General features: G+C 56.5%; 16 protein-coding genes. 4 read left to right on the forward strand and 12 right to left on the reverse strand.

Going from position 1 to position 15,316, the window contains the following annotated elements; genetic code table 11:
* Nucleotides 1-9 precede the first annotated feature (9 nt).
* Entirely contained in the window at nt 10-1,239 is a 1,230-nt protein-coding gene (locus DHN60_RS11545) for an ABC transporter substrate-binding protein (RefSeq protein ID WP_108837453.1), read from the reverse strand.
* Nucleotides 1,240-1,426: 187 nt separating this feature from the next.
* Here DHN60_RS11545 and DHN60_RS11550 point away from each other — a divergent pair, with 187 nt between their 5' ends.
* Nucleotides 1,427-2,515, forward strand: a complete 1,089-nt coding sequence (locus tag DHN60_RS11550) for a LacI family transcriptional regulator (protein WP_108837454.1) — start codon at nt 1,427-1,429, stop codon at nt 2,513-2,515.
* 111 nt (nt 2,516-2,626) lie between these two features.
* Here DHN60_RS11550 and DHN60_RS11555 read toward each other — a convergent pair whose 3' ends face one another.
* From DHN60_RS11555 to DHN60_RS11595, 9 genes are all read right to left on the reverse strand, one after another.
* Nucleotides 2,627-4,021, reverse strand: coding sequence for an alpha/beta fold hydrolase (locus tag DHN60_RS11555; RefSeq protein ID WP_108837550.1), 1,395 nt, complete (start codon nt 4,019-4,021; stop codon nt 2,627-2,629).
* Between the two features lie 74 nt (nt 4,022-4,095).
* Nucleotides 4,096-5,238, reverse strand: coding sequence for a M56 family metallopeptidase (locus DHN60_RS11560; RefSeq protein WP_108837455.1), 1,143 nt, complete (start codon nt 5,236-5,238; stop codon nt 4,096-4,098).
* Nucleotides 5,225-5,617 carry a BlaI/MecI/CopY family transcriptional regulator gene (locus DHN60_RS11565; RefSeq protein ID WP_108837551.1) on the reverse strand — a complete coding sequence of 131 codons (393 nt, stop codon included), beginning with the start codon at nt 5,615-5,617 and terminating at the stop codon, nt 5,225-5,227. The genes DHN60_RS11560 and DHN60_RS11565 overlap by 14 nt, the downstream gene beginning before the upstream one ends.
* A gap of 81 nt (nt 5,618-5,698) precedes the next feature.
* Complete coding sequence (locus tag DHN60_RS11570; RefSeq protein WP_108837456.1) at nt 5,699-6,100, reverse strand: DUF2160 domain-containing protein; 402 nt, start codon at nt 6,098-6,100, stop codon at nt 5,699-5,701.
* Entirely contained in the window at nt 6,100-6,897 is a 798-nt protein-coding gene (locus tag DHN60_RS11575) for a carbohydrate ABC transporter permease (RefSeq protein ID WP_108837457.1), read from the reverse strand. Before DHN60_RS11575 ends, DHN60_RS11570 begins: the two co-directional genes overlap by 1 nt.
* Entirely contained in the window at nt 6,894-7,757 is an 864-nt protein-coding gene (locus DHN60_RS11580) for a carbohydrate ABC transporter permease (RefSeq protein ID WP_108837458.1), read from the reverse strand. Before DHN60_RS11580 ends, DHN60_RS11575 begins: the two co-directional genes overlap by 4 nt.
* The gene (locus tag DHN60_RS11585; protein WP_108837459.1) at nt 7,754-8,827 is read right to left on the reverse strand and encodes an ABC transporter ATP-binding protein; all 1,074 of its coding nucleotides are present in this window, start codon (nt 8,825-8,827) and stop codon (nt 7,754-7,756) included. The genes DHN60_RS11580 and DHN60_RS11585 overlap by 4 nt, the downstream gene beginning before the upstream one ends.
* Complete coding sequence (locus DHN60_RS11590) at nt 8,827-9,891, reverse strand: ABC transporter ATP-binding protein (protein ID WP_108837460.1); 1,065 nt, start codon at nt 9,889-9,891, stop codon at nt 8,827-8,829. The genes DHN60_RS11585 and DHN60_RS11590 overlap by 1 nt, the downstream gene beginning before the upstream one ends.
* 95 nt (nt 9,892-9,986) lie before the next feature.
* Nucleotides 9,987-11,720: an ABC transporter substrate-binding protein gene (locus DHN60_RS11595; protein WP_108837461.1), complete on the reverse strand. Its 1,734-nt coding sequence runs from the start codon at nt 11,718-11,720 to the stop codon at nt 9,987-9,989.
* A gap of 287 nt (nt 11,721-12,007) precedes the next feature.
* Here DHN60_RS11595 and DHN60_RS11600 point away from each other — a divergent pair, with 287 nt between their 5' ends.
* Nucleotides 12,008-12,442: an acyl-CoA thioesterase gene (locus DHN60_RS11600; RefSeq protein ID WP_108837462.1), complete on the forward strand. Its 435-nt coding sequence runs from the start codon at nt 12,008-12,010 to the stop codon at nt 12,440-12,442.
* Nucleotides 12,443-12,444: 2 nt separating this feature from the next.
* On the opposite strand, the gene DHN60_RS11605 is transcribed toward DHN60_RS11600, so the two are convergent.
* A complete protein-coding gene (locus DHN60_RS11605; protein WP_108837463.1) occupies nt 12,445-12,684 on the reverse strand; it encodes an Lrp/AsnC ligand binding domain-containing protein in 240 nt (79 codons plus the stop codon).
* A gap of 142 nt (nt 12,685-12,826) precedes the next feature.
* Here DHN60_RS11605 and hisB point away from each other — a divergent pair, with 142 nt between their 5' ends.
* Together hisB and hisH are read left to right on the forward strand one after the other, a co-directional pair.
* Nucleotides 12,827-13,414 (forward strand): imidazoleglycerol-phosphate dehydratase HisB, encoded by a 588-nt coding sequence (hisB, locus tag DHN60_RS11610; protein WP_108837464.1) that lies wholly within the window; start codon nt 12,827-12,829, stop codon nt 13,412-13,414.
* Nucleotides 13,411-14,052, forward strand: a complete 642-nt coding sequence (gene hisH / locus DHN60_RS11615) for an imidazole glycerol phosphate synthase subunit HisH (RefSeq protein WP_108837465.1) — start codon at nt 13,411-13,413, stop codon at nt 14,050-14,052. Before hisB ends, hisH begins: the two co-directional genes overlap by 4 nt.
* Here hisH and DHN60_RS11620 read toward each other — a convergent pair.
* Nucleotides 14,049-15,188 carry an alpha-hydroxy acid oxidase gene (locus DHN60_RS11620; protein WP_108837466.1) on the reverse strand — a complete coding sequence of 380 codons (1,140 nt, stop codon included), beginning with the start codon at nt 15,186-15,188 and terminating at the stop codon, nt 14,049-14,051. The two genes, hisH and DHN60_RS11620, sit on opposite strands and share 4 nt — an antisense overlap.
* Between the last annotated feature and the right edge of the window lie 128 nt (nt 15,189-15,316).

Here is a 15,316-nt window from a genome sequence, read left to right on the forward strand (position 1 = left end):
TAGAACGCTTTAGTCAGCGTCTGCGATGATCGCGGCATAAGCGGCCTGAGCATCAGCTGCCGAGTAGGACGGATCGTTCCAGAACTCGACCATCAGGTCTTCGATCTGCCCTTGGGTGTCAGGGGACAGTGTCTGGTTGCCGTCTGGCAGGATTGCGCCGGATGCGAGGATCTCCAGACCCTTTTGCATGCAGTCATTCGCAGCTGCGAGGTCGATGTCACCACGCACAGGAAGCGAACCCTTTTTGAGGTTAAAGGCGACCTGAACTTCTTTGCTGAGCATGACTGAGGCCAGTTTCAGCTGAGCTTCGGTGACAGCAGGATCGTCGTTTTTGGGGAAATAGAATGCGTCCCCACCTGTCGAGATGATCTCGTTTACGCCCAGACCGGGGAGACAGGTGTAATCGACACCTGCGACTTGCTCAGCGATTTGGAATTCGCCTTGCGCCCAGTCACCCATAATCTGACCACCAGCCTGACCGGTGATGACCATGTTTGTGGCCTGGTTCCAATCCTGAACCTTCGAGTTAGCCGAAAACGCGCGCGCGTCAGCGGCAGCCTGGAACACTTTTGCGTATTCAGGGCCTGCAGCGGCTTCAGCATCCTTTTCGATGGTTACCTTGGACCACGCATCGATCCCGGCGATCGCAATCGCCATCACGCCAAACGCGCCGTTGGACTGCCAAGGCTGCTGACCCATGGCGAGAGGGATCTTGCCTGCCGCTTCCAGCGCGGGGGCGGCGGCGACGAATTCGTCCCAGTTGGTGGGTACATCTACGCCTGCATCTGCGTAGGCCTTGTGGCTCAGCCAGATCCACTGCCACGAGTGGATGTTGACCGGCACGCAATAGATTTTTCCGTCGAGGGTGCAGCTGTCCAGCAGCGAGGTGGGCTGCACGATGTCGCGCCAACCTTCGGCGTCGGCGAGTTCGGTGAGGTCAAGCATCAGGCCTGCTTCGACCAGTTCTTCGGCTTGACGTCCGTGGTTGAGCTGCGTTGCACCCATCGGGTCGCCGCCCAGAATTCGTGAAATGATGATGGGGCGCGCTGTGCCGCCTGATCCGGCGATGGCACCGTCCACCCATGTGTTGCCTGTGGCGTCAAACGCCTTGGCGAATTCGGCTACCGCTGCCGCTTCGCCGCCGGACGTCCACCAATGGGTGACCTCCAGCTCGCCTGCATGCGCCATAGACGCACCAAGCAGGGCCGCTGACCCCAAAAGGTTTGCAAAAGTTTTCATATTGAGTCCTCCCTGACTTCTAAATCGTTATAGTAATTGCTACAACGTTTTAGATTTAGCGATCAAGCTAGAATTATGCCAGGGCTCGAATTAATTATCGGATCACGTGTAACGACCTGATTCTATTGAAACTCACCGCAAGGAGGACCGCCTCGGTTCTCGGTGTTTGCAAGGGAAAGCGCCCAAGATGACGAAGTCCGGGACCTCGGAATCAGACAAACAGGTTGTTCTAGAACCGGGAGAACGCCCGACGCTCAAGACGATTGCGCGTCTCTCTGGTCTCGCCGTGCCAACAGTTTCACGTGCTCTGTCTGATGCGCCTGATATCGGCAAGGATACCAAGGAACGGGTTCGCGAAATCGCGAAACAGATTGGGTACCGGCCCAATAGAGCAGGGGTGCGTTTGCGGACTGGGCGTACCAACGTGATCAGTGTTGTGATGTCGACCGAGCATGATGCGATGAACAACACCGGCCAGTTGATTGCAGCGATTACGTCCGCTCTGCGCGGCACGCCTTACCATGTAATCATAACGCCCTATTTCGCGGACGAAGATCCGATGGTGCCGATCCGCTATATCGTGGAAACCGGATCCGCGGACGGTTTGATTTTGAACCAGACGGAACCGGATGATCCGCGCGTGCGCTACCTGATGGAACACAAGTTTCCATTTGTGGCCCATGGCCGGACAGAACTGGCGGAGCCGCATGCCTATTTCGACTATGACAACACAGCGTTTGGATCTTTGGCCGTGGACGCCTTGGTCGCACGCGGCCGCTCGCGCATCGCCATTCTGGCGCCTCCGCAAACTCAAATGTATGCGATCCACATGGTCGCGGGCGCGCGCGCTGCCGCTGAAGCTCATGGTGTCACAGTGTCTGTTCTGGAAGGAGCGACTTCGCATAGCAGTGTGGCAGACGTAGAGGCTGCAATGCGGGCGGTGTATGGCAAGGCTGACCGTCCGGATGGGCTGATCGCTCCAAGCATTGGCGGATGCGTGACAATGGTTTCGACGTTTGAGCAGATGGGTCTGGTTTTAGAACGGGATTTCGACATGGCTGCGAAAGAGGCCCTGAGTTTCCTTAGGCGTTTCAGACCTGGTATCCTGGTTCTTGAAGAAAACGCCGACGAAGCTGGCGGATATCTCGCCCGGGCAGTCATGGACAGGATCAGTCACCCCGAGACATCGCCAATGCAAAAGCTGGTCTATCCCGATGCCAACGCATGGAAGGTCGCACCCGAGCATGCCGCGCCACGGGCAAAGACCCAAAACTAGGTGAATGAGTTCAAAAAACCGCGTTCTAGGCTGAGGCGGCCGGTAAACCTTGGTTGCGGCAGAAGCATGTATGGAATGCTGGCAACGGTGGCCGCTGTGGCAGCGTCTTGTTCAACTGTTGTGTTCGTTCAAAAAGGCGCTGACCTCATCGAAAAACTGTTCAAACGCAGGTGTTCCTTCCACCAGGGCGTGATTGTTCCCCTGTAGTGCAACAAAGCGCGCATCAGGAATCAAGGCCGCAAGTCTGCGCCCTTCTTCCAGCGGTACCCGTCTGTCGCCCTCAGAGTGCAACACTAGAGTTGGAACACGCAGCTGCCGGGCAAGGTCTTGGGTGTCCACCAGGGCATTCATTCTGTTGATCCGGGCAAGGTTCTGCGGACCAACGGACACGCGCTGCAACTCGTCAAAGCCAGTTTTCTGTTCTGGTGTGGCGTCCGGGATGAATCCGGTTGTAAAAAACTGGCGATAAATGGGATTGGTTGACCCCCAGCCTTCGGAAATCATCGTTTGAGAGGCTTCGAACAGTTTCGCCTGTTCATCGGACTTTCGTTTTAGCGCCCCTCTGGAAAACCCTCCGAGCAAAACGAGACAACGCACGCGTTCTGGGTTTTCGACCGCATAGCGGACAGAAAAGGAGCATCCCTGAGAGATTCCGAACAAGGCGAAGTCATCGAGCTTTGCTGCTTCTACCACCGTCGTCATATCTGTGACCATCGACGCCTCAGAGATGTCATCGACGTCCCAATCAGACAGGCCACCGCCGCGCTGATCAAACCGCACCAGTTCATGATTTTTGGCCAACCGGGCAAGAAAGGGGCCCCAGACCGCACTACGCCACTCATATTCGATATGATTGAGCCAGTTCGGGGCTTTGAAGAGCACGGGACCTTCGCCAACCCGGGCGTAGGCGATCTGTACCCCATCCGGAGCTATACAGAATTGCACCCTTTGATTTCGGGGTGGTTCGGCAACGTCGACCTGCTCAAGCTCTGTATCAAGGGTCCACTGCCAAACCGAAACAGGTCGCGTGATGTTCTTGACCTTCTGTGAGCCAAGGTTCTTGAACCGCTCGTCCAGGCCATCTTGAACCAATTGATGGATGACATCTGATATGCATAACCCGCCCGGTTCAGACATGCTTTCAAGTCGTGAGGCGACATTCACGGCATCTCCAAAAACATCCCCCTCGTCGAAAACGACATCCCCGACGTTAATGCCGATGCGATAGGTGATGCGCTCGTCTTGCGAACGCTGGCGTTCGCGCCGCGCCATGCCCTTTTGGATATCGATTGCGGCCCGGACGGCATCGACAGCGCTTTGAAATACGACAAGCAAACCGTCACCGGTGGTCTTTATGATGCTGCCCTGATTACGCTCGATTTCTGGATCGATCAGCTCTTTGCGATGCGCCTTTTGGCGCGTGATGGTGCCGATCTGATCGGTCTCCATCAATCGACTGTACCCCACCATGTCGGTGGCAAGTATCACGGCCAATCGGCGTTCCATCACCATTCCTTTCCCAGGCTAGTTTAGAAGCCAACGGCCGGTGTTTGCTTGACGTATGTCAGAGCGAACAACAGTCAGTTTCTGATGCGTCCAAAAGCAGAAAGGCGATTGATTTCGTCAAGCCGATCAAGGTTCACAACTGTCGATAACATAAGACGGTCATGGCTCCAGTCGCCGGGCCGTTGGATGGCAACGGAAGTGATAACCAGTGCCGCCATAAGTGGAACAGCGGCCGTCATGAATACCAGCCGCTTGTGGCGGATCCGCCGGCCAGACAGCACTGACAGGATCCTGCGTTCCAAAAGGCTCTTGCCAGGTTTCATGGAGGTTCGGTCAGCCGTCACCAGTGTGACCTTTGGCACCGCGATATAGAACGCGCGATCCCGCCGCAGGGTTTGCTGGCAGACGGCCAAGAGCGTTCCGCAGTAGTCGCGCACATCGATACGCCCGTAAGAAATTACCTGACTGTCGCAACTCAGCTCGCGAAGATGCTCAACCTGACGTTTCCACGCATGATAGGCGGGATTGAGGAAGAACAGGGGTTTGAGTGCTTCCAGCATCACCTCCCATTCCAGATCGCATTGGCGGATATGTTGAAACTCGTGTGCAATGGACACTTTCATTTCGTGGTGCTGGCCCAGCATGTGAGAGGGGATGACCACGTAGTAATTGCGAAATCCGCGGGTCGAAAAGGGCACCAGCGTCCGGTCAGACACTCGGATACGAATGCGTCCGATACGCCGAACATCATAGCTGTCCGCTACTAGGCGACACAGGCAATAGATCGAATACCCCAATCGGAGCATTCCAAGGCCAACCCCGACAATGAACATTGCTATAACGGCTTTGGCAAAGGCTCCCTCGGCGCTCATCACGCTAATGATGAATTTGTCGCGCATCAGGATCAGACCTTCAAAGTCAGATGCCTTCATCTCAAAGCCACCGTTGAGATAGTAGGACACAACCATATCAGACAGGTTTACGTTGACGCCCTTGGCCACTCCGTTTCCTTGCAAAAAGCCAAACCCGGCCACGAGAAGTGGCGCGCTGATGATGGCGAGAAAGCCCGCGTTCAAAAGCCAGAGTTGAGTTGTATAAGCGTGTTTCAATCCGATCCGGGACATGGCGCCACGGATAAGAAACCATAGAGCGAATGCCACACAAAACAGGATATTGGCATTTATGTAGGCATCGAGAAGGGCTTCACCGACCATCATTTTTTAACCTCCGATCCACGAGTGCCCGGATTTGCCCCAATGCTTCTTCAGTCAATTCATCATCATTCACGAGCCGCGCCACAAGCGAGACGGGCGTGTCGTCAAAGAGCTTCATTGACAGGTTCTTTAGCGAGCGCGTCTGATACGCATCCTTGGCAAGGGTCGGCGTGTAGATATGGCTTTTGCCAGACTTCCGACTGGTAACGAATGCCTTTTGCTCAAGGATGCGAAGGATCGTTGCCCCCGATGTGTAGGCGAGGTTGCGGTCTTGCGGAAGCTTGTCCAGCACGTCACGCACAGTTCCTTCACCTAGTGCCCAAAGCTCAGTCATGAACTCCAGTTCAACTTCGGTCAGCAGCTCGTTCTTTTTCTTTTTCATCGCCATTCTATCCTGTGCGAGCGAACACTCATTACGCAAGCATTATTAACCGTCATCATTTTCAGGCGTCCTACCGAAGTGTCAGACTTTCCTAAAGCAGAAGATCGCCCAGATCACTGAGAGGCCAAGTGGCCACCAGAGCGGTTGGCCAACAAACCCCAGCCACGCGAGAAAAATATAAGCTGTCCCCAACAGCGTGATGAACAACCGATCACCCAGTGTCGTGGTCAGTCCAAGGATGCCTTTGCGTTCCAGCCCGTCGCGGTATTTGAACCCTTCAAGGATGCCGATGATCGCGATGGCTCCAAAGATCCCGCAAAACAGAACAAAGGTCGCCGGTGTCCACGCCATCCAGAACGCAGGCCAAAGCGGGTCCGTCCACGAAAACCCGGTTTCCTCTTCTTGCTTGGCGACGTTCCCCCAGCCCTGCGCGAGGGCAGGGTTTGCCGCCATAAGGCCGCATAGGTAGGTAAGCTTTTTCATTACACCCTCCCCAGGGCAAAGCCCTTGGCGATGTAGTTGCGCACAAAGTAGATCACGATGGCGCCGGGAATGATGGTCAGCGTTCCGGCTGCCGCCAGCAGGCCCAGTTCATAACCCGCCGAAGACGCGGTTTTTGTCATTTCGGCAGCGATTGGTTTGGCCTGCACCGCTGTCAGCGTTTTCGCCAGCAGCAGTTCAACCCATGAGAACATAAAGCAGAAGAACGCGGCCACACCCACGCCTGCCTTGATGGTTGGCAGAAAGATGGTGACGAAGAACCGCGGGAAGGAGTAGCCGTCAACATAAGCCGTTTCATCCAGTTCCTTTGGCACGCCCCCCATGAACCCTTCCAAAATCCACACAGCCAGTGGGATGTTGAACAGGCAGTGCGCTAGTGCCACTGCGAGGTGCGTGTCAAACAGCCCGACAGAGGAATAAAGCTGAAAGAACGGCAGGGCGAACACGGCCGCCGGAGCCATGCGGTTGGTCAGCAACCAGAAGAACAGTTGCTTGTCCCCAAGAAAGCGATAGCGCGAAAATGCGTAAGCTGCAGGTAGTGCCACAGCCACAGAAATCACTGTGTTCAGAGACACATAGATAATCGAGTTGATGTAGCCCCAGTACCAGCTCGGGTCAGTGAAGATTACCTTGTAGTTGTCCAGCGTGAACGTTTGCGGAAACAAGCTGAAACCCGACAGGATCTCGTTTGTTGTCTTGAACGACATCGCCACGAGCCAATAGATCGGCAGCATCAAAAACGCGATGTAGAGGATTGGAATGAGGGAACGTTTTTTCATTGTCCGTCATCCTTTGTCATGAGGGTGTAGAACAGCCAGCTGACCAGCAGCGTGATGGCAAAATAGATCAGGCTCATGGCTGCGGCTGGCCCGAGGTCAAACTGCCCGAGTGCGATTTTCACGAGATCAATGGACAAGAGCGTGGTCGAATTTCCCGGCCCACCGCCAGTGAGAACAAAGGGTTCCGTATAGATGTTGAAGCTGTCCATAAAGCGCAACAGGATTGCGATGGTCAGCACGGTTTTCATCTTGGGCAGTTGGATATAGCGGAACACTTTCCAAGGGGACGCCCCGTCGATTTTGGCCGCCTGATAATACGCATCCGGGATCGACACGAGGCCCGCATAGCTGAGCAGGACCACCAGCGACGTCCAGTGCCACACGTCCATTGTGATGATCGTGACCCAAGCCGCGAACGGGTCTTGTGTCATGTCATAGGAAATGCCCAGCACGTCGTTCAGAAAGTATCCCAACAGACCGATATTGGGCAGGGTGAAGATGTTCCACATGGCCCCGACCACGTTCCATGGGATCAGCATGGGCAGCGCCATGAGCACAAGGCAAACCGGCACCCACATCCCTTTGCGCGGCATGGACAACGCGATGATGACCCCCAAGGGGACTTCAATGATCAGGATAAGAAACGTGAACAGGAATTGTCGCCCAAGGGCTGCGTGAAATCGCTCAGACCTGAGGATTTGTTCAAACCAATCAAGCCCTTGCCAGAAGAACACGTTGTTGCCAAAGGTTTCCTGTACCGAATAGTTGACGACCGTCATGATCGGGACAAGCGCATTGAATGCGACCAGAAGCAGGACCGGCAGGACAAAGAACCACGCCTTTGGATTTTCGGTTTTCACGGCGAAACCTCCGTTGCAATCCAGCCGTCACGATAAAGGCGGGTCTGGGCCTGAGCAAAATTGAGATGGACGGCAGCGCCTTGTTCTGGCGCGGCACCTTCGATGATTGCCTTGACCGCCGTGTCGCCCACCATGGCTTCGACCACAGAGTGTCGGCCAACATCGGATACCTTGCGCACACGCGCCTCGAGCCCGGCATCAGCGATGGATACGAATTCGGGGCGGATGCCCAGTTCGGTCGATCCTCCTTGGCCACTAACCGCGCCTTCCAGCGCGACAGAGTGGCCTTCGAATGTCACCCGCCCGCCATTTTCGCTGACAGGCAACACGTTCATGCCGGGTGATCCGATAAAGTGACCGACAAATGTGTGTTGTGGACGCTCGAACAACTCGACCGGCGTGCCAATCTGGACCACTTCGCCGTCCTGCATCACAACGACCTGATCGGCGAACGTGAGCGCCTCTGTCTGATCATGGGTGACATAGATCATTGTCGCGCGGACCCGTTGGTGCAACTCCTTGAGCTTTGAACGCAGCTTCCACTTGAGATGAGGGTCGATGACGGTGAGAGGTTCGTCAAACATCACAACGTTTACATCGTCGCGCACCAGTCCGCGCCCCATCGAGATCTTTTGTTTGTTGTCGGGTGACAGGTGGGAAGCACGGACATCGAGCATCTCTTGGACTTCGAGCATCGCGGCGATGTCCGCCACACGTTCGGCGATCCTTGCCTCTGGAACCTTGCGGTTGCGCAAGGGGAAGGCGAGATTTTCGCGCACTGTCATGGTGTCGTAGATCACCGGAAACTGGAAAACCTGCGCGATGTTGCGTTGGTCCGGGGGCAGGTCCGTGACGTCACGATCGTCAAACAGGATTTTGCCCTCTGACGGGGTCAAAAGCCCCGAGATGATGTTCAGCAACGTGGATTTGCCGCACCCGGACGGCCCGAGCAGCGCGTAGGCACCGCCATCTTCCCAATCAAGGTCAATTTCCTTGAGTGCATAGTCCTCGGCACCCTTGGGGTTGGGCATATAGGAGTGTTTCAGGTTCGAAAGGGTGATCTTTGCCATCAGGCCACGAGCCTCCCGTCCGGTGCGAAGTAGAACGCCTGACTGGCATCCATATAAAAGCGGTGACTTTCGCCAATTTCGTAAGGATGGACACCGTGAGCCAGCGATACCCAACCGTCTTCACCCAACTGAAAATGAGCGCTGGATTCCGACCCTGACAACTCAGTGACAAGGACCGTGCCGTCCATCACCACATCGCGCGTTGAGGCAGAGACGGGTGTCACGTGGTGGGGGCGCACTGCAACGGTATAGGGGCCATCTGGCAAGGCAGCCGCCGGTCCCTCAAGCGTCCAGCTGACGCCTGTTTCCATATGGGCGCTCTGGCCTGTCTTGATGATGCTTGCCGCGTTGATCGGAGGGTCAGAAAAAACGCGTGCCGCCGTTAGGTTGTCCGGCTTGCGGTAGATTTCGGCGGTCATGCCGAATTGTGTGACGACACCATCATCCATCAATGCCGTCTTGCCGCCCAGCAACAACGCCTCTTCGGGTTCGGACGTGGCATAGACCACCACGGCACCACGCCCGGCAAAGAGCTCGGGCAACTGTTCGCGCAGTTCTTCGCGCAGCTTGTAGTCAAGATTGGCGAGTGGTTCGTCCAGAAACACGGCCCGGCTTTCTTTGGCGATGGCACGGGCGAGGGCACAGCGCTGCTGCTGGCCGCCGCTTAGTTCCTGCGGGCGCCGTTTGAGCATCGGAGCAAGTTGCAGGATGTCCGCTGCTTCCTGCACGCGCCCCTCGATTTCGGATTTTGCCATGCCTGCAACCCGCAAGGGGGAGGCAATGTTATCAAAAACCGTCATATGCGGGTAATTGACGAAAAACTGGTGGACGAGGCTGATGTTACGCTTTTGCGTAGAGAGCCTTGAGACGTCCTGATCATCCATAAATATCTGACCCGAAGCCAAGGGATCCAGGCCTGCCATCAGTTTGATCAGTGAGGTCTTGCCGGACCCTGTCTGGCCCAACAGCACGTTAAAGTGCCCAGGTTCCAGTTTTAACGTCGTCGGCTTGATATGGGTGATCCCACGGACCGACTTCGTGGCATCTTTCAACGTTAAGACCATGATTTCCTTACCCCGGTAGAACTTGGCCGAAGCTCAGGAAAAAGCTTCGGCCAAAGCATCGGCCCCCAACAAGAAGCAGGGGGCCGAAATTGCGTTTACTGGTTCCAGCGCGCGACCAGATCGTCGTAGTTGACGGTCTCGCCCTGCGGCTTTTCGTTGTCCAGTTTGGGCTTGGCACCGCCATTGGCGAACCAGAACTCGGCGTCTTTCTCCTCGTTCAGACGTGGACCACACCCGCCATAGACTCCAGCTGCTTCGTCAGCTTGCTGCATCCGGGCCATGGTGATGTCCATTTCTTCCGCCAGACGATCCATCGCCTCTTGGGGTGTGAACGCGCCAGAGTTCACGTCACCGATCTGTTGCCACCAGATTTGGGCCAGCTTTGGATAATCGGGCACGTTGATGCCGGTTGGAGACCACGCCACGCGGTCAGGCGAGCGGTAGAACTCGACCAGACCACCCAATTTAGGTGCCCGCTCGGTAAAGCTCTCGTGGTTGACCGAGCTGTCGCGGATGAAGGTCAGACCCACATGGGACTTCTTCACATCGACCGTCTTGGACGTCACGAATTGAGCATAGAGCCATGCGGCCTGAGCACGATCAGAGGGCGTGGATTTCAGGAAAGTCCACGATCCCACGTCCTGATAGCCAACCTTTTGCCCTTCGGTCCAGTAGGGGCCGTGTGGGCTAGGCGCCATCCGCCACAATGGATTGCCATCGTCATCCACAGTGTTGTTGCCTTCGGACTTCGGCTTGACCATGTCAGCGGTAAAGGCGGTGTACCAGAAGATCTGCTGGGCCACGTTGCCTTGGCTTAGTGCTGGCAGCGACTGGTAGAAGTCAAACGACGCCGCACCGGGTGGTGCATAGGCGCGCAGCCATTCATCCCACTTACGGATCGCGTAGACCGCTGCAGGACCGTTCGCAGCACCACCACGGGTGACAGACGCACCGGCAGGGTTACACGAACCGGCTTCCATGCGGATGCCCCATTCGTCGATTGGGATCCCGTTTGGCTCTCCCACAGACCCAGCACCGGCCATCGATAGCCATGCATCCGTCATCCGCCAGCCCAAATCAGGCGCGCGTTTGCCGTAGTCCATGTGGCCGTAGATCGCGACGCCGTCGACTTCTTTCACATCGTTGGAAAAGAAGTCAGCGATGTCTTCGTAGGCGGACCAGTTTACCGGAACACCCAGTTCATAGCCGTATTTGGCCTTGAAAGCGGCCTTGTTGTCCTCATCATCAAACCAGTCTTTGCGGAACCAGTACAGGTTCGCAAACTGCTGGTCTGGCAACTGATACAGGTTACCATCCGGTCCCGTTGTGAACTGGATTCCCATGAAGTCTTCCAGATCAAGCGTCGGTGACGTGGTCGCAGCCCAGTCACCGGCCATTTGTTCGGTCAGGTTGTAGGCCAGTTGCAACCGCGAGTGCGTACCGATCAGGTCGCTGTCGTTCACGTACCCATCATAAAGGTTCCGCTGCGTTTGCATTTGCGTTTGCACAGCCTGAACCACTTCGCCTTCGCCAAGGATCTGGTGGTTCACCTTGATGCCGGTAATTTCTTCAAATGCTTCTGTAAGCACTTCGCTTTCATAACCGTGGGTCGGAATGCCTTCCGACAGCACGTTGATTTCCATACCGCTGTATGGCTCAGCAGCATTAATGAACCACTCCATCTCGGCCAATTGTTCGGCTTTTGACAGCGTTGAGGGTTGGAATTCCTGATCAATCCATTTTTGGGCTGCCGCAGCATCGGCAAAAGCAGTCCCGGACCCCGCGATGACGGCAGCAGCCGCAGTCGCGGAGAGTAGATACTTACGCATCTTATCTCCTCCCAAAGATTATGTGAGCTGACATCGGCCAGCAACGGGATGCTACGCGCAGATGAATTACAGAGTCAAACTAATTTCTTAGTAGAAGATGTGGGGAAAGCAAAAGAAGCAGCCTGCGGGCGCCGCGTTTCACCAGTTCACATGCAGCACAGTTTGCGTGGGTCGTACTATAAATCAGCTTCAAATGGGTTTCTGGCCTGCCAGAAACAACCAAGTTTTGCAGATGTCAGAGCGTATCCAGTACTGCTAGGATGGTATGATCGGGGCAGGGGACAACGATGACCAACGATCAAGACGATAATCTGGCCCGCGCGAAAGAGCGCGGCTCACATGGGCGCCAGCAGGAAGAGGGCGTTCTGGTTATCCGCACCATCGCCATGCCTGCAGATACAAACCCGGCCGGCGACATTTTTGGCGGCTGGCTCATGTCACAGATGGACCTGGCAGCCGGGAATATGGCCGGTCGTGTGTCGCAAGGACGAGGCGCAACCGTGGCTGTAGAGGCAATGCAGTTCTTGCGCCCGGTGAAGGTTGGAGATGAGGTCACGCTTTATGCGACGTTGAAAAAGGTGGGCAGGACATCGATGCGCATTCATGTGGATGTGTGGGCGCGGGCGCGGTTTGCCCATGCCGGGCACAAGGTGACGGATGCCGATTTTGTCTTTGTCGCCTTGGACGAGCAGGGAAACCCCCGCCAGATCCCGGAAACCTGATCCTAGAACACTTTGAATGTCATCGTGGTCAGTGACCGTTCGATGCCGGCGATGTCGAGCAGGTTTTCGTTGATGTACTTGCCCACATCTGCGCCGGCCGGAATATAGAGCTTCATTAGCAGGTCGTAGTCCCCTGATGTCGAGAACAGTTCGGAATGGATTTCGCGCAAGGCAATGGCTTCAGCCACGTCGTAAGTGGTGCCGGGGCGGCAACGGATCTGGATAAAGACGCAAGTCGACATGAGGCAGGGGCCCTTTCGCGATGAAGTGGTGCCGTTTTAGTGACATGTCGGGGCCGGCCAGCACAAGGGGGGCGCGCAGGACTTGGCGCAGACGCACACCCCGCCTATAGAGAGCGCGACGTGACTTTTTGAGAGGCTCCTTATGCGCCGCGCCACCCTGACCCGCACCACGGCAGAGACTGATATCTCGGTTAAGCTGAACCTTGACGGCACTGGTGTCTATGACAACCAGACCGGAGTCGGGTTTTTTGACCACATGTTGGATCAGTTGGCGCGCCATGCGTTGATCGACATGACTGTGTGCTGCGAGGGCGATCTGCATATTGATGATCACCACACGGTCGAAGATGTGGGCATCGCGATTGGTCAGGCGCTGTCCCGCGCCGTGGGGGACAAAAAGGGTATCCAGCGCTACGGGTCCTGCCTGTTGCCCATGGATGATGCGCTGGTCCGGGCTGCCCTTGATCTGTCGGGCCGTCCGTTTCTTGTGTGGAATGTCGATCTGCCCACGCCCAAAATCGGCACCTTTGACACAGAACTGGTGCGCGAATTTTTTCAGGCGCTCAGCACTCATGGCGGCATTACGCTACATGTGGATATGCTGCATGGCCTCAACAGCCACCATATTGCTGAGGCTGCATTCAAAGCCGTGGCCCGCGCCTTGCGTATCGCCCTTGAGGTTGATGCCCGTGTGGCAGACGCCATTCCTTCGACCAAGGGTAGCCTATGAGCCTGACGGCACTGATCGATTACGAAAGCGGTAATCTTCACTCCGCTGAAAAGGCGTTTCAGCGGATGGCCCGCGATTTGGGCGAAGGCACCGTCGTTGTCACCTCGGATGCCGATGTCGTGGCGCGGGCGGACCGTGTTGTGCTACCCGGTGACGGGGCCTTTCCGGCCTGTGCGGCGGCTTTGCGCGGTACCGGTGGCCTATATGACGCCCTTGTTGAAGCGGTTGAAGTCAAGGCCCGTCCGTTTCTGGGTATTTGCGTGGGCATGCAGTTGATGGCCACATGGGGCCGGGAATACAAAGACACGCCCGGTCTGGATTGGGTTGCGGGGCAGGTCGTGCCGATTGCGCCTGCGGACCCGTCCATGAAAGTCCCGCATATGGGCTGGAATGATCTGGTGTTGGAGACAGACCACCCGGTTTTTGATGGTATCGCCAACGGCGATCACACCTATTTTGTGCACTCGTATCAGTTTGAAGTGGCCGATCCGGCCCTGCGGCTGGCGCATGTGGACTACGGTGGTGACGTCAGCGCGGTGATTGGCACCGGCACGATGCTGGGCATGCAGTTTCACCCCGAGAAGAGCCAGGATGTCGGCTTGCGCATGATCCGGAATTTCCTGAAGTGGGCACCTTAGGCCAGCGTGAAAGTCTCCGGCAGGTCGCGCAACGTGCGTGTGCCCAGTTGTCCCATGCAGGATTTCAGATCTTCGCGCAGAATGTGAGCAAGGTGCGCGGGACCTTCAGCCCCGAGTGCCCCAAGCGCGTAATGCCAGCCGCGCCCCAGCATGACAAAGTCGGCTCCCAGGGCGAGAGCGCGCAGGATATCAAGCCCTCCCTCGACCCCGCTGTCAAAAATGATCGGCAGGGATGTTGCGCTTCGAATCTCAGGCAACACTTCGATCGAGGCAGGGGCACCATCAAACTGGCGGCCCGCGTGATTGGACACCCAGATCGCGTCGACGCCAAGCGTCTCTAGTTTGGTTGCATCCTCGACCCGCAAAATGCCTTTGACAATGAAAGGCCCGTCCCACGCGTCGCGCAACCATTTGACATAGTCCCAGTCCGGCGAGGTCCGCAGCAGATATCCCACATGCGCGGTAACAGGCAGATTGTCGGCCGCCGGGGTGGTGTAGGCATCAAGCATTCGCATGTGCGGCATGCCGCGCTGGGCCATCCCAAGCGCCCATGCCGGGCGCATTGCGACCTGAGCCAGCAAACGTGGGGTCAGGCGTGGTGGGTTGGTCAACCCTGAACGTGTTTGGCGTTCACGGCGCGACGCGACGGGCACATCCACAGTAAGGACAAGTGTCTTGAAACCCGCCTTGCGCGCTCGGTCGAGCATATCACGCCGAATGTCTTCGTCACGGGGGGGGTACATCTGAAACCAGGCATGCGCGCCTAGATCATCCGCGACATCCTCGGGTGACTGGGTGGCCACAGTCGAAAGAGCATAAGGAACACCGAGCTGTGCCGCTGCGCGTGCCAACAGGCGTTCTGCATCCGGCCACATCAGACCCGACATGCCGACTGGCGCGATGCCAAAGGGCAGGGGCAGGTCCGCCCCCATAAGTGATACACTAAGGTCGGGTTCGAATTCGCCGTGCAGAACCGATGGCATCATTCCAATTTTGTCCAAAGCCGCGCGATTGCGTCTGCGCGTTGCCTCGACCCCGGTTCCGCTGTCCAGATACTCCCATACGAATTTTGGGATGCGTTTTTGGGCACGGCTGCGCAGGTCACTGAGTGCGGGGAAATGCGTGTTTAGGTCCATTTCGGCACTATGTCGGCTTGGCATGGAGGCGGCAAGCCATTGAATTGTGGGGGCTCTGCCCCCGCCGCCTTTCAGGCGGCTCCCCTGGGATTTTTTGAAATCAGAGAAGGGGAACATCGAGTGAACAT

The sequence above is a fragment of the Tateyamaria sp. Alg231-49 genome (assembly GCF_900143535.1).
Classification (GTDB): Bacteria; Pseudomonadota; Alphaproteobacteria; order Rhodobacterales; family Rhodobacteraceae; genus Tateyamaria.

Bases quoted from the DNA above. Each gene is read 5' to 3' on its own strand.
- DHN60_RS11595 (WP_108837461.1), bottom strand. From the start codon at position 11,720: ATGCGTAAGTATCTACTCTCCGCGACTGCGGCTGCTGCCGTCATCGCG.
- DHN60_RS11620 (WP_108837466.1), bottom strand. From the start codon at position 15,188: ATGGACCTAAACACGCATTTCCCCGCACTCAGTGACCTGCGCAGCCGT.
- DHN60_RS11560 (WP_108837455.1), bottom strand. From the start codon at position 5,238: ATGATGGTCGGTGAAGCCCTTCTCGATGCCTACATAAATGCCAATATC.
- hisB (WP_108837464.1), top strand. From the start codon at position 12,827: ATGCGCCGCGCCACCCTGACCCGCACCACGGCAGAGACTGATATCTCG.
- DHN60_RS11550 (WP_108837454.1), top strand. From the start codon at position 1,427: ATGACGAAGTCCGGGACCTCGGAATCAGACAAACAGGTTGTTCTAGAA.
- DHN60_RS11570 (WP_108837456.1), bottom strand. From the start codon at position 6,100: ATGAAAAAGCTTACCTACCTATGCGGCCTTATGGCGGCAAACCCTGCC.
- DHN60_RS11605 (WP_108837463.1), bottom strand. From the start codon at position 12,684: ATGTCGACTTGCGTCTTTATCCAGATCCGTTGCCGCCCCGGCACCACT.
- hisH (WP_108837465.1), top strand. From the start codon at position 13,411: ATGAGCCTGACGGCACTGATCGATTACGAAAGCGGTAATCTTCACTCC.
- DHN60_RS11545 (WP_108837453.1), bottom strand. From the start codon at position 1,239: ATGAAAACTTTTGCAAACCTTTTGGGGTCAGCGGCCCTGCTTGGTGCG.
- DHN60_RS11575 (WP_108837457.1), bottom strand. From the start codon at position 6,897: ATGAAAAAACGTTCCCTCATTCCAATCCTCTACATCGCGTTTTTGATG.
- DHN60_RS11590 (WP_108837460.1), bottom strand. From the start codon at position 9,891: ATGGTCTTAACGTTGAAAGATGCCACGAAGTCGGTCCGTGGGATCACC.
- DHN60_RS11600 (WP_108837462.1), top strand. From the start codon at position 12,008: ATGACCAACGATCAAGACGATAATCTGGCCCGCGCGAAAGAGCGCGGC.
- DHN60_RS11555 (WP_108837550.1), bottom strand. From the start codon at position 4,021: ATGGAACGCCGATTGGCCGTGATACTTGCCACCGACATGGTGGGGTAC.
- DHN60_RS11565 (WP_108837551.1), bottom strand. From the start codon at position 5,617: ATGAAAAAGAAAAAGAACGAGCTGCTGACCGAAGTTGAACTGGAGTTC.
- DHN60_RS11585 (WP_108837459.1), bottom strand. From the start codon at position 8,827: ATGGCAAAGATCACCCTTTCGAACCTGAAACACTCCTATATGCCCAAC.